A 13173-nucleotide genomic window follows, 5' to 3' on the forward strand; every position below is an offset into this window, starting at 1 on the left:
CGGCGCCCTTCGCTCCCCCTTCGTCCGCCGGCTCAGGTCGTGCGGACCACCCGCGGGCGCAGGTCCTCGGCCGGGCACTGCCAGCTGCCGGCCTGCGCGTCGACCTGCTCACCCGAGCGGATGTCCTTGACCTGGTCGCCGCCCTCCCCCGCGCCGGGGAACCAGACGAAGGGGATGCCGCGGCGCTCGGCGTAGCGGATCTGCTTGCCGAACTTGGCCGCCGACGGCGCGACCTCGCAGGCGATGCCGCGCCCGCGCAGCGAGGTCGCGACCCGCACCGAGACCGGACGCGAGTCCTCGTCGATGACCGCGACGAGCACCGCAGCCGGGGTCTTGCGGGTCGCGCGGACGAGGTCCTTGGCGAAGAGCAGCGCGAGCAGCCGCGAGAGGCCGATGGAGATCCCGACGCCCGGGTAGGTCGTGCGGCCGTCGCTGGCGAGGGAGTCGTAGCGCCCGCCGGAGCAGAAGGATCCCCACTCCTCGTACCCGATCAGCTGGGTCTCGTAGACGGTGCCGGTGTAGTAGTCCAGGCCGCGGGCGATCTTCAGGTCGGCGACGAGCGCACCGGGCGCGTTGGTCATGCCCGTGTCGATCACCGCGGCGAGAGCAGCCAGCCCCTCGTCGAGCACCGGGTGCTCGACGCCCAGGGCCCGGACCCGCTCGACGAAGGAGGTGTCCTCGGTCCGGATCGACGCCAGGCGCAGCACCTGCTCTGCCTGCTCGGCGCGCAGCCCCTGCCCGGTGAGCAGCTCGGTGACCGCCTCGGGCCCGATCTTGTCGAGCTTGTCGACGACGCGCAGCGTGCCGGCCACGTCCTCGATGCCCAGGCCGGCGTAGAAGCCCTCGGGGATCTTGCGGTTGTTCACCTGGATGACCATCGGCGGCAGCGGCAACTGGGCGAAGATCTCGGCCATCACCAGCGGCATCTCCGCCTCGAAGTGGGGGGCGAGCTCGCCGACGTCGACGACGTCGATGTCGCACTGGGTGAACTCGCGGAAGCGTCCCTCCTGGGGCCGCTCACCGCGCCACACCTTCTGGATCTGGTGGCGGCGGAAGGGGAAGCTCAACCGGCCGGCGTGCTCGACGACGTACCGGGCGAAGGGGACGGTGAGGTCGAAGTGGAGCCCAAGCTCGGCGTCACCGCCGGCCTCGAGATCGGCGGCGAGCCGGCTCACCGCGTAGATCTCCTTGTCGGCGTCCCCACCCTTGCCCAGCAGCCGCTCGACCGGCTCGACCGCCCGGGTCTCGATCGAGGGGAACCCGTGCAGCTCGAAGGTCGAGCGGATCACGTCGAGGAAGTGCTGCTCGACGACGCGCTGCTCGGGCAGGTACTCCGGGAAGCCGGAGAGGGGCGTGACCTTGGTGGGCCGGGGCTGGCTGCTCTGACTCACGTCACGTCCTTGAGGTAGGGGTTGCTCGCCTTCTCCCGGGCCAGGGTGGTGGCCGGGCCATGGCCGGGCAGGACGAGGCTGGAGTCGGGCCGGGGTGCGACGACGTCGCGAAGGGAGCGCAGCATGGCCTCGTGGTCTCCGCCGGGGAGGTCGGTGCGGCCGATGGAGCCGGCGAAGAGGACGTCGCCGGTAAGGAGGGTGCGATCGACCTGCGCCTCGTCCGGCACACCGTCGGGCACGGCGTCGACGGCGAACATCACCGACCCCTCCGTGTGCCCGGGGGCGTGCAGGACCTCCAGGTCGATCCCGGCGACCGAGAGGGTCTCGCCGTCGCGGACCTCGACCACCCGCTCCGGCTCCCGCCAGGTCGCCTGCGTGCCGAACTGCTGCTCGAGCATGCCGACCAACGCCTCACCGAGTGAGCTGGAGCCGAGCGGGTCCTCGAGGCGATACCGGTCGTCGGTGTGGATGTAGGCGGCCAGCTCGCCGCCGCACACCGGCGTCACCGAGTAGACGTGGTCGACGTGGCCGTGCGAGAGCAGGACCGCCGCCGGACGGAGACGATGCTCGGTGAGCACCTCCCGGAGGGTCTCCTCGACCCCGATGCCGGGATCGAGCACGAGACACTCCTCCCCCGGGCCGGGAGCGATGACGTAGCAGTTGGTCCCAAAGGCTGCTGCGGGGAAGGTCACGGTGAGCACGGCAGGTCAGCCTACCGACCGGAGCACGGACGTTAGGCTCGGCTCTCGTGAGCGACAACACCCCTTCGCCGAGCGACGACACCGTCGACCAGGCCACGCCGTCCCCCCAGCCGACACCCCGCCCCGCGGCACCCTCCCCTGCCGCGATGGCGAAGATGGCGCCGCGCCGTCCCACGCCGGCTGCGGCGCCGGCGCCGGTGACGTCCGACCACTCCGCCTCCGCGGAGTTCGGCCGCGTCGGCGAGGACGGGACGGTCTACGTGCGCGAGGGTGACGGCGAGCGTGCCGTCGGCTCCTACCCCGGCGCCGACGCCGCGGAGGCGCTGCAGTACTTCGCCCGCAAGTACGACGAGCTGTACGCCTCCGCCGTGCTGCTGCGGCGACGCCTGGACGCCCCCGAGGTCTCCGCCAAGGAGGTCGCCGACGGTCTCTCCTCGCTCAAGGCCCACACCGAGAAGCCCGACGTCGTCGGTGACCTCGCCGCCCTCTCCGCGCTCGTGACCGAGGTCGAGACCGGTGTCGCCGCCCACCGTGAGCGTGAGCGCGCCGAGCGAGCCGAGGCCAAGAAGGTCGCCGCCGCCGAGCGTGAGGGGATCGTCGAGCAGGCCGAGGCGGTCGCCGCCCAGCCCGAGGACCAGATCCGGTGGAAGGACTCCACCGCGCGGATGCGCGAGCTGCTCGAGCAGTGGAAGACCCACCAGAAGGCCGGGGTCCGGCTGGACAAGGACGTCGAGAACGCGCTGTGGCAGCGCTTCAGCAAGGCGCGCAACTCCTTCGACAAGGGCCGCCGGGCTCACTTCTCCGAGCTCGAGGCCACCCGCGGCGAGAGCAAGGGCCGCAAGGAGGAGCTCGTCGCCGAGGCCGAGCGCCTCGCCACGAGCACCGACTGGGGGCCGACGGCCGGGGCGTTCAAGCGGCTGATGCAGGAGTGGCGCCGCGCGGGGCGGGCCGGGCGCAAGGACGACGACGCCCTGTGGGAGCGCTTCCGCACCGCCCAGGACTCCTTCTTCTCGGCCAAGGACGCCGAGCAGGAGCGTGAGGACGAGAGCTACCGGCCCAATCTCGAGGTCAAGGAGAAGCTCTTGACCGAGGCCAAGGCGCTCCTGCCGATCAAGGACCTCGACGCGACCAAGGCCGCGCTGCGCAGCATCCAGCAGCGCTGGGAGGACGCGGGCAAGGTGCCGCGCGGCGACGTGGACCGGATGGAGAAGGGCCTGCGCTCGGTCGAGCAGGCCGTGCGCGACGCCGAGGACACCCGGTGGACCCGCAGCGACCCGGAGAAGTCAGCGCGCGCCAACAGCCTCGTCGCGCAGCTCGAGGCCAAGGTCACCGAGCTCGAGGCACAGATCGAGGCCGCGACCGACGACCGGCGCAGGGCTCGGTTGCAGGAGCAGCTCGACTCCACCCAGGGGCTGCTCGCGATGGCCCGCGCCGGCGCGGACGACCTCGGCGGCTGAGACCTTGGCGGCCGACCCGCTCAGCCGGTGATCCGGTAGGCGTCGAACACCCCGTCGACGTCCTGGACCTGCCGCAGCACGTGGGTGAGATGACCGGTGTCGGCCATCTCGAAGACGAAGCGCAGCTTCGCGGTGCGGTTGCTCGAGGTCTGCACCGTTGCGGAGAGGATGTTGACCGCGCTGTCCGAGAGCACCCGGGTGACGTCGGAGAGCAACCCGGAGCGGTCGAGCGCCTCGACCTGGATCTGGACCATGAAGAGGTTGTCGCTGCTGCCGGACCACGCCACGTCGATGAGGCGCTCCGCCTCGCGCTCGAGTGACCCGGCGTTGGTGCAGTCCCGCCGGTGCACGGACACGCCGTTGCCGCGGGTGATGAAGCCCATGATGTCGTCGCCGGGCACCGGGGTGCAGCACCGGGCGATCTTGACCCAGACGTCGTCCATGCCCTTGACGATGACGCCGGGGTCGCCGGTGCGCCGTCTGGACACCGGGGTGGGCACGGTGGCCTCGGCGAGGTCCTCGGACGCCCCATCCCGCCCGCCCGCGGCCGCGAGCAGCCGGCTGACGACGTGCTGCGCCGAGACGTGCCCCTCCCCGACCGCGGCGTAGAGCCCGTCGACGTCGGGGTGGCGCAGCTCGTCGGTGACGCTGGCGAGGATGTCGTGGGTGAGCAGGCGCTGCAGCGGGAGGTTCTGCTTACGGATCGCCTTGGCGATCGCGTCTCGGCCGGCGTCGGCCATCTCCTCGCGTCGCTCCCTGGAGAACCAGTGCCGGATCTTGTTCCGTGCCCGGGGCGAACGGACGAAGCCGAGCCAGTCGCGCGAGGGCCCGGCACCCTCGGCCTTGCTCGTGAGGATCTCGACCACGTCGCCCGTCTCCAGCGGTGAGTCCAGCGGCAGGAGGCGGCCGTTGACCCGGCTGCCGATGGTCCGGTGCCCCACCTCGGTGTGCACGGCGTAGGCGAAGTCGACCGGTGTCGACCCGGCGGGCAGGGCCATCACCTGCCCCTTCGGGGTGAAGACGTAGACCTCGGCGGCGTTGATCTCGTAGCGCAGCGAGTCGAGGAACTCCCCCGGGTCCTCGGTCTCTCGCTGCCAGTCCAGCAGCTGACGCAGCCAGGCCATCTCTCCGACCTGCCCGGACTCCTCGGCGCCTCCCCGCGCCGAGGGGTCGTCCTTGTACTTCCAGTGGGCCGCGACCCCGTACTCGGCGCGGCGGTGCATCGCGTGGGTGCGGATCTGGATCTCGACCGGCTTGCCGGCGGGGCCGATGACCGTCGTGTGCAACGACTGGTACATGTTGAACTTCGGCATCGAGATGTAGTCCTTGAAGCGCCCCGGCAGCGGGTTCCACCGGGCGTGCAGGGCGCCGAGCGCCGCGTAGCAGTCCCGCACGGTGTCCACGAGCACCCGGACCGCGACGAGGTCGTAGATCTCCCCGAACTCCCGTCCGCCGACGATCATCTTCTGGTAGACGGAGTAGTAGTGCTTCGGGCGCCCGGTGACGGTGGCGTTGATCCGCGCTTCCTTGAGGTCCTGGACCACCTGCGAGCGGACAGTGGCGAGGTAGTCCTCCCGCGCGGGGGCGCGCTCGGCGACGAGGCGGACGATCTCGTCGTAGACCTTGGGGTAGAGCGTGGCGAAGGAGAGGTCCTCCAGCTCCCACTTGATCGTGTTCATCCCGAGGCGGTGCGCCAGCGGGGCGTAGATCTCGAGGGTCTCCTGGGCCTTGCGCTGGGCCGAGGCCTGCGAGACGTACTTCCAGGTCCGGGCGTTGTGCAGCCGGTCGGCGAGCTTGATCACGAGGACCCGGATGTCGCGGGCCATCGCGACGACCATCTTGCGCACCGTCTCGGCCTGGGCAGCGTCGCCGTAGGTGACCTTGTCGAGCTTGGTGACGCCGTCGACGAGCTTGGCCACCTCGGCCCCGAAGTCCTCCTCGAGGTGCTCCAGGGAGTAGTCGGTGTCCTCGACCGTGTCGTGCAGCAGCGCAGCAGCAAGGGTCACCGGGGTCATGCCCAGCTCGGCGAGGATCGTCGCGACGGCGACGGGGTGGGTGATGTACGGGTCACCGCTCTTGCGTTGCTGGCCCTCGTGAGCCTGCGCGGCGACCCGGTAGGCCTCCTCGATGACCGAGAGGTCGGCCTTGGGGTGGGTGGCGCGGACCACCTGGAGCATCGGCTCGAGCTCGGGGACGGCCGAGGGCTGCGATCGGGAGCCGAGGCGCGCGAGCGAGGCCCGCGCGAGCTGGCGCGGGGAGAAGCCTCCGGCGCTGCCGGCGCCCTGCCTCGACTCCGTCATGCACAGAGCCTAGACGCTGACCAGCGCACCCACGGAACGGCCGGGGAGCTCCCCCCGCCCGCCGAGGTCACGAAGCTCGAGCACGACGTCCAGACCGACGATCTGCGCTCCCTGGGACTCGACGAGCTCGGCGGCGGCCCGCGCGGTCCCGCCGGTGGCGAGGATGTCGTCGATGACGAGGACCCGATCGCCCGGGCGAAGGGAGTCCTCGCGCAGCTCGATCGTGGCGCTGCCGTACTCGAGCTCGTAGTCGAGGGAGACCGTGCGCGGTGGCAGCTTGCCCTTCTTGCGGATCGGGACGAAGCCCGCGCCGAGGGCGAGCGCCACCCCGGTGCCGAAGATGAAGCCTCGCGCCTCGAGCCCGATGACGTGGTCGACCCCTCGGTCCTGGTACGGCGCGGCCAGGGCATCGACGACCAGGCGAAGGGAGTCGCCGTGGGCGATGAGCGGGGTGATGTCCTTGTACGTCACCCCCGCCTTCGGGAAGTCCGGGACGTCCCGGACCAGCTCGCTCACCCGCCGCCCCGCGGTCGCGCGCAGCGACACGGCGTCTGGCGCGCTCATCGCTTGGAGCGCGGTGTGCGTCGCGGCTGGTTGCGCGGGCCCGCCTGGGCGTACTTGTGCACGGTGCGGCCGGTCACGGTCTGGGGTGCGTCCGGGTCGGCCGGCGCTTCCTCTCGCGGCCGGGTCGGCGTGCTCTGCCTCTCAGACCCGGTGGCGGCGTGGGACCCGGTGCCGGCCCCCACCGTCGCGGGCGCGGACTGCTGGGCCGGGTGGCGCTCGTGGTAGCGCGCGGCCTCCTCGTCGAGCTCGACGACCGCACGGTCCCTGCTGCGCAGCTGGGCGAGCAGCGGGGTGGCGATGAAGACCGACGAGAAGGCGCCCACGGTCATCCCGACGAAGAGTGCGAGGGAGAGGTCGACGAGGGTGCCGGGGCCGAGCCGGGCGAAGCCGATGACCAGCACCGCGATGATCGGCAGCACCGCGATGACGGTGGTGTTGATCGAGCGCACCAGGGTCTGGTTCACCGCGAGGTTCGCGGCCTCGGCGAAGGTCTGCCGCCGGGTCTCGAAGGCGTCGGCGGTGTTCTCCCGCACCTTGTCGAAGACGACGACGGTGTCGTAGAGGGAGTAGCCGAGGACGGTGAGGAAGCCGATCACCGTGGCAGGCGAGATCTCGAAGCCGGACCAGGTGTAGATGCCGACCGTGATGAGCATGTCGTGAGCCAGGGCGATCAGCGCCGCCAGGGCCATCTTCCACGCCCGGAAGTACAGCGCGAGGAGGACAGCGGTGAGCGCGAGGAAGACGACGAGCGCCCGCAGCGCTTGCTGGCTCACCGACTCACCCCAGGACGGGCCGATGAGGCTGGCACTGACCTCGGCCGGCTGGACGTCGAACTGGCCGGCCAGGTCCTCGGTCACCGCGCGGACCTCGTCGCTGGTCAGCTCCTCGGTCTGTACCCGGACCGTGCTGCCGCCGATGACCGAGACGTTGGCCGACGCACCCGCTCCCGCCGTCTCGCGCACCGCGTCGGTCGCCCGGGTGGTGTAGTCCGAGGGGGCGCCGGCGGTCGCTACCCGGAACTCCGAGCCTCCGGTGAACTCCAGCCCGAGGTTCATGCCGCGGACCACGAAGCCGAGGAGCGCCACGACGAGGATCACCGCGCTGATCGCGTACCACGTCTTGGCGCGCCCGACGAAGTCGATGGAGCGTCGCCCCGTGTACAGGTCGTTGCCGAACGTCGCGATACGGCTCACAGGACTGCACCTCCGTCACTGGTGACCCCGGCTCTGGGCTTGCGCTCCGAGGGCAGGTCGAACTGGGCACGGCCCCGGTAGCGCACCCCGGCCTGCTGCAGGGTCTCGACCTCGAAGCCGGACCACGGGCTGCCGGACGCGAAGAACTTCCGGCGCGCCAGAAGGGTGAGCAGCGGGTGGGTGAAGAACCAGAAGACGGCGAGGTCGATGAGCGTGGTCAGCCCGAGGGTGAAGGCGAAGCCGCGCACCCCGGAGCTGGCGAGCACGTAGAGCACGGCGGCGGCGATGAAGTTCACCCCGTCCGCGACGAGGATCGTGCGCTTGGCCCGTTCCCAGCCGGCCTCGACCGCGGCCCGCAGGTTCCTCCCTTCGCGCAGCTCGTCACGCACCCGCTCGAAGTAGACGATGAAGCTGTCGGCGGTCACGCCGATCGCGATGATCAGGCCGGTGACCCCCGCCATGTCGAGGCGGTAGTTGTACCCCCAGGACAGGAGGGCGATCGCGAGGTAGGTCAGGCCGAACGCCACCGTCATCGAGCCGATCGTCACCAGGGCGAGCGCCCGGTACTGGAAGATCGAGTAGCCGACGACGAGGAGCAGGCCGACGATGCCCGCGATGATGCCGAAGCGCAGCTGCTCCGAGCCGAGGGTGGGGCTGATGTCGGCCTTGGACTGGACCTCGAAGGAGAGCGGCAGCGCGCCGAACTTCAGCGACTGGGCGAGGGCCCGCGCCTCCTCGATGGTGAAGCTGCCGGTGATCGAGGCGGTGCCGTTCGGGATCGCCTCGCGGAAGCCGGGCGCGACGAGCACGGTGCCGTCGAGGACGGTCGCGAGGGCGTTGTACGACGAAGGGGGGTTGGCCGGGGTCTGCCCGAGGTTGGGGAGCGCGACGAGGTCGCTGGAGACCTCGGAGTAGGTCTTCGTCGCCTCGCTGTCGAAGCTCAGGCTGATCTCAGGGGTGTTCGTGATCTGCCCCTGCGGGGTGGTCTGGTAGCCCGCGGCGGCATCGGTGATGCTCGAGCCGGCGACGACCTGCGGGCCGAGCAGGTACTTCAGCGAGCCGTCCTCGCTGCACGCGGTGATCGCCTCGTCCGGGTTGGTCTCGGGGACCTGAGAGGACTGCGCGGAGCAGTCCAGGTCGACGAACTTCTCGTAGGTCTCCTTCGAGATGTTGTTGGGGTCGGTCGGCGAGGTGGGTTCGCCCGAGGGCTCCCAGCCGAAGGGGTCGGCACCGGCCTGCCCGCCCTGGGGCGCCGAGGAGGTCGCGGAGTCACCGGCCCCCTCCTCACCCTCGGTCGGCGTCGCGGACGAGGACGCGCTCTCGGCAGGCTCGGACCCCTCGGACCCCTCGGACTGAGGCGGGGAGCTCTGCTCCGCCGGCGCCACCCGCGCGCGGTCGCGGGAGGCCGACGTCGGCGAGCTGGAGCCCGGGCTTGCCGAGGGGCTCTCAGAGGATCCCTCGCCGGACGACTCCGGCTCGCCGCCCTCGCTCGCCCCGGACTCGGTCGCGGTGGGCTCGGGCTGGGGTGAGCCGACGAACGTCGCAAGGACGGGTCGGAACTGCATCTGCGAGGAGGCGCGGATCGCGTCCTCCTGCTCGGCGCTGGGTCGTCCCGCCATAGCGACGACGATGTTCTCGTTGCCCTGGGTGGTCACCTCGGCGCCGCTCGTGCCCTGGGAGTCGATGCGCTGGACGATGATGTCCCGCGCCTGCTCGAGCTGCTCGGAGCTGACCCCCTGGCCGCCCTCGGTCACCGGCCGGAGCACGAACTGGGTCCCGCCCTCGAGGTCGAGCCCGAGCCGCGGCGACCAGTTGGCGTCGGAGAAGGTCACCCCCGCGCCGAGGGCACCGATGAGGGCGGTGACGGCGACGAGGAGGGCGATGAGCACGCGCCGGGCCCGCCGGGCGATGGGGTCACGGCGCTCCGTGGACATCACTCGGTGGCCTCGGGCGCCGACTCCTCGGCGGTGCCGGGTGCCCGCATGCCGATCGCTCGCCGGTCTACGGTGATCACCGTCCGAGGCGCGATCTCGAGCTCGGCCGTGCTCTCGGAGAGCTCGACGAGCCGCCCATAGATGCCCGAGGTGGTCACGACCTCCTCACCGACGGCCAGCGAGGCGTTGAACTCCTCCATCACCCGCTGACGTCGCCGTCCGGAGACGATCATGAAGATGATGAGGAGCAGCGGGAGGAGCAGGATCAGCAGGCTGCCGAGCGAGCCTTCGTTCATCGGGGAGAGCCTCGTGGGTACGTGGTGCGGGTCGGTCTGCGCCGCAACGGCGCGGTGGCCCGGTGAGGTCCGGGCCACCTGCGGAGTCTAGGCCAGGCGGACCTGCGTCCCCAGACGGCACTGCTCGCGGGCGCGCCGGGGTCAGCCCAGACGGCCGACGTCGCCCATGGGAAGGGTGGGCTGGGCGCCCTCCGGGGCGCGCAGGCCGAGATGCTCCCAGGCCAGCCGGGTGGCCACCCGGCCGCGCGGGGTACGGGCGAGATAGCCGGTGCGCACGAGGTACGGCTCGGCCACCGTCTCGACCGTGTCGGTCTCCTCCCCCACCGCGACCGCCAGCGTGGACAGCCCCACCGGTCCTCCGCCGAAGCGCCGGCACAGGGCGTCGAGCACTGACCGGTCGAGGCGGTCCAGGCCCGCCTCGTCGACGTCGAAGAGGGCCAGCGCGTCGTGCGCCGCCTGCTCGTCGACCGCTCCGTGGCCGTGGACCTGCGCCCAGTCCCGCACCCGGCGCAGCAGTCGGTTGGCGATCCGCGGCGTGCCCCTCGAACGGCCGGCGATCTCGGCGATGCCGGCGGGGTCCGCCGAGACCTGCAGCAGCCCGGCCGAGCGGCGCAGGATGGTCTCGAGGTCGCTCACCTCGTAGTAGTCGAGATGGCCGGTGAAGCCGAAGCGGTCACGCAGGGGCGCGGGCAGCAGGCCCGCGCGCGTGGTCGCGCCGACGACGGTGAAGGGCGCCAGCTCGAGCGGGATTGCGGTTGCCCCGGGGCCCTTGCCGACGATGACGTCGACCCGGAAGTCCTCCATCGCGAGGTAGAGCATCTCCTCGGCGGCCCGGGACATGCGGTGGATCTCGTCGAGGAAGAGGACCTCTCCCTCCGCGAGCGAGGAGAGGATCGCGGCGAGGTCACCGGCGTGCTGGATCGCCGGGCCCGAGGTGACCCGGACCGGCTGGCCCAGCTCGGCACCGACGATCATCGCCAACGTCGTCTTGCCCAGCCCCGGAGGCCCCGAGAGCAGGACGTGGTCCGGGGGCGCGGAGCGTCGCCGGGCGGCCTCGAGGACCAGGCCGAGCTGGTCGCGGACCTTGCTCTGCCCGGGGAAGTCGGCCAGCCGCTTGGGCCGCAGCGCGGCCTCGATCGCGGTGTCCTCCTCCTGACCCGGGTCACTGGGGTCGACGATGCGGGCCGTCGCGTCGTACGAGCCGTCGGCACCCCCTTCGGCCAGGTCGTGCGCCGACCGGTCCGGCGCCTCCCGCATCTCCGAGGAGAACCCCTTGTGCCGACTCATCCAGCGAGCTCTCGCAGGGAGGCACGCAGCGCCTCGGAGACCTCCGGGTCCTCGCCGAGCTGGTCGCTCGCGCGCTCCAGCGCTGCTTCGGCCTGCGAGACGGAGTAGCCGAGCCCCACGAGCGCCTCGACCACCTGCCGCTGCCAGGACTCCCGAGCGGGTGCCGCGACGGCATCTCCCTGGCTTGTCCCGGAAGGGATCTTGTCGCGGAGCTCGAGGACGAGGCGCTCGGCGCCCTTCTTGCCGATCCCCGGCACCCTGGTCAGGGCGCGGACGTCGTCGGCGCTGATCGCGCTGGCCAGCTCGTCCGGGCTGAGGACGGAGACGACGGCGAGGGCGACGCGCGGGCCGACGCCCGACACGCTCTGCAGCAGCTCGAAGGTGTCACGCACCCCCGCCGCGTCGAAGCCGTAGAGGGTGAGCGAGTCCTCGCGCACGACGAGGCTGGTGGCCAGCTCGACGGCCGCACCGGTGCGGCAACCCGCCGCGACCGCGGGTGGGGTGTAGACGAGCATGCCGACGCCGTGCACGTCGAGCACCAGGCGGTCGAGCCCGACGTGCCGGACGGTCCCGGTGAGCGAGGCGATCATCGCGCTGCTCCCGCTGCCGCGAGGCGGGCCCGCTCGGACGCCGCCGCCGCGGCGCGACGGTGCGCTCCGACTCCCCGCCAGGCGTGGCAGACCCCCACGGCGAGGGCATCGGCGGCATCGGCCGGTCGTGGCGCCTGGTCCAGGCCGAGGACGCGAGTCACCATGCTCGTCACCTGCGCCTTGTCGGCGCGCCCGGTCCCGGTCACCGACGCCTTGACCTCGGTCGGGGTGTACTCGTGCACCTCCAGGCCGGACCGGGCGGCGGCGAGGTGGACCAGCCCGCTGACCATCGCGGTCGTCATGACGGTGGGCACGTGGTCGGCGACGTAGAGCCGCTCGAGGGAGATGACGTCCGGGTCGAAGCGGTCGAGCCACACGTCCAGCTCGTCCTGGAGGTAGGCCAGCCGATCACCGGTCGTGCGCGCGCTCGTCGTGCGCACCACGCCCACCGCCACCATCGCCACCCGACCGGGTCCGGAGCCGCTGTCGACGACGGCCAGGCCGCACCGGGTCAGGCCCGGGTCGACACCGAGGACTCGCATGGCCGCTCCCTTCGTCCGAACATCTGTTCGTACGTCAACCTACGCACTACGCCGCGCGCCGCGCCACAGCGACACGCGAGGCTCAGCCCTCGTCGAGGTCGGCGAGCACCTCGTCGGGGATGTCGCCGTTGGCGTAGACGTTCTGCACGTCGTCGCTGTCCTCGAGCGCCTCGACGACGCGGATCATCTTCCGGGCCCCGTCGAGGTCGAGCGGGACCTGGAGGTTCGGCACCCAGGAGGCCTCGGCGGAGTCGTAGTCGACGCCGGCCTCCTGCAGCGCGGTCCGCACGGCGACGAAGTCGGTGGCCTCGGAGACGAGCTGGAAGGAGTCGCCGTGGTCGTTGATCTCGTCGGCGCCGGCCTCGAGGACGATCTCGAGCAGACCGTCCTCGCTGACGTCCTCCTTGCCCTCGCCCTGAGCCTTGGGGACCATGACGACGCCCTTGCGGTCGAAGACGTACTGGACCGAGCCGGGGTCGGCGAGGTTGCCGCCGTTGCGGGACAGCGCGGTGCGCACCTCGGCCGCCGCGCGGTTGCGGTTGTCGGTGAGGCACTCGATGAGCACCGCGACGCCGCCGGGGGCGTAGCCCTCGTAGGTGATCGGCTCGTACTCGGCCGCTCCGGCCTCGGCGCCCGAGCCGCGCTTGACGGCGCGGTCGATGTTGTCGTTGGGGACCGAGCTCTTCTTCGCCTTCTGGATCGCGTCGTAGAGGGTGGGGTTGCCCGCCGGGTCACCGCCGCCGGTACGCGCGGCCACCTCGATGTTCTTGATGAGCTTGGCGAAGAGCTTGCCCCGCTTGGCGTCGATCGCCGCCTTCTTGTGCTTGGTCGTCGCCCACTTGGAGTGACCGCTCACGAATTGTCTCCCTCGAGGTCCTGCGTGCTGGTTCGACGGACAACTCTAGTCGCCCCCTCGCT

Annotated in this window: 12 protein-coding genes; 1 reads left to right on the forward strand and 11 read right to left on the reverse strand. The window is 71.6% G+C overall.

The genetic code is table 11. The features are described 5' to 3' along the window. Positions 1-32: 32 nt before the first annotated feature. Positions 33-1391, reverse strand: coding sequence for a histidine--tRNA ligase (gene hisS / locus FB557_RS13225; RefSeq protein WP_144858096.1), 1359 nt, complete (start codon positions 1389-1391; stop codon positions 33-35). Beyond that, on the reverse strand, positions 1388-2092 hold the full coding sequence (locus tag FB557_RS13230) for an MBL fold metallo-hydrolase (protein ID WP_144858097.1): 705 nt from the start codon (positions 2090-2092) through the stop codon (positions 1388-1390). The genes hisS and FB557_RS13230 overlap by 4 nt, the downstream gene beginning before the upstream one ends. A 47-nt stretch (positions 2093-2139) precedes the next feature. On the opposite strand from FB557_RS13230, the gene FB557_RS13235 reads away from it, so the two are divergent. Continuing rightward, entirely contained in the window at positions 2140-3549 is a 1410-nt protein-coding gene (locus FB557_RS13235; RefSeq protein WP_246074821.1) for a DUF349 domain-containing protein, read from the forward strand. A gap of 20 nt (positions 3550-3569) precedes the next feature. Here the strand turns inward: FB557_RS13235 and FB557_RS13240 are convergent, their stop codons facing one another. The 9 genes from FB557_RS13240 to FB557_RS13280 all read right to left on the reverse strand — a co-directional run bounded on the left by FB557_RS13240 (position 3570) and on the right by FB557_RS13280 (position 13111). After that, the gene (locus FB557_RS13240) at positions 3570-5849 is read right to left on the reverse strand and encodes a RelA/SpoT family protein (RefSeq protein ID WP_144858098.1); all 2280 of its coding nucleotides are present in this window, start codon (positions 5847-5849) and stop codon (positions 3570-3572) included. Positions 5850-5858: 9 nt separating this feature from the next. Then, positions 5859-6413, reverse strand: a complete 555-nt coding sequence (locus FB557_RS13245) for an adenine phosphoribosyltransferase (protein WP_144858099.1) — start codon at positions 6411-6413, stop codon at positions 5859-5861. Beyond that, entirely contained in the window at positions 6410-7606 is a 1197-nt protein-coding gene (gene secF / locus FB557_RS13250; protein ID WP_246074823.1) for a protein translocase subunit SecF, read from the reverse strand. Before secF ends, FB557_RS13245 begins: the two co-directional genes overlap by 4 nt. Next, positions 7603-9540, reverse strand: coding sequence for a protein translocase subunit SecD (gene secD, locus FB557_RS13255; RefSeq protein ID WP_144858100.1), 1938 nt, complete (start codon positions 9538-9540; stop codon positions 7603-7605). The genes secF and secD overlap by 4 nt, the downstream gene beginning before the upstream one ends. Continuing rightward, the gene (yajC, locus tag FB557_RS13260; protein WP_246074825.1) at positions 9540-9914 is read right to left on the reverse strand and encodes a preprotein translocase subunit YajC; all 375 of its coding nucleotides are present in this window, start codon (positions 9912-9914) and stop codon (positions 9540-9542) included. Before yajC ends, secD begins: the two co-directional genes overlap by 1 nt. A 63-nt stretch (positions 9915-9977) precedes the next feature. Then, complete coding sequence (gene ruvB / locus FB557_RS13265) at positions 9978-11093, reverse strand: Holliday junction branch migration DNA helicase RuvB (RefSeq protein ID WP_144858221.1); 1116 nt, start codon at positions 11091-11093, stop codon at positions 9978-9980. Positions 11094-11119: 26 nt separating this feature from the next. After that, positions 11120-11713: a Holliday junction branch migration protein RuvA gene (gene ruvA / locus FB557_RS13270; protein WP_144858101.1), complete on the reverse strand. Its 594-nt coding sequence runs from the start codon at positions 11711-11713 to the stop codon at positions 11120-11122. Next, positions 11710-12255, reverse strand: coding sequence for a crossover junction endodeoxyribonuclease RuvC (gene ruvC / locus FB557_RS13275; RefSeq protein WP_144858102.1), 546 nt, complete (start codon positions 12253-12255; stop codon positions 11710-11712). The genes ruvA and ruvC overlap by 4 nt, the downstream gene beginning before the upstream one ends. 82 nt (positions 12256-12337) lie before the next feature. Next, complete coding sequence (locus FB557_RS13280) at positions 12338-13111, reverse strand: YebC/PmpR family DNA-binding transcriptional regulator (RefSeq protein WP_144858103.1); 774 nt, start codon at positions 13109-13111, stop codon at positions 12338-12340. Between the last annotated feature and the right edge of the window lie 62 nt (positions 13112-13173).

Source organism: Marihabitans asiaticum (assembly GCF_007828725.1).
In the GTDB taxonomy this organism is placed as follows: domain Bacteria; phylum Actinomycetota; class Actinomycetes; order Actinomycetales; family Dermatophilaceae; genus Marihabitans; species Marihabitans asiaticum.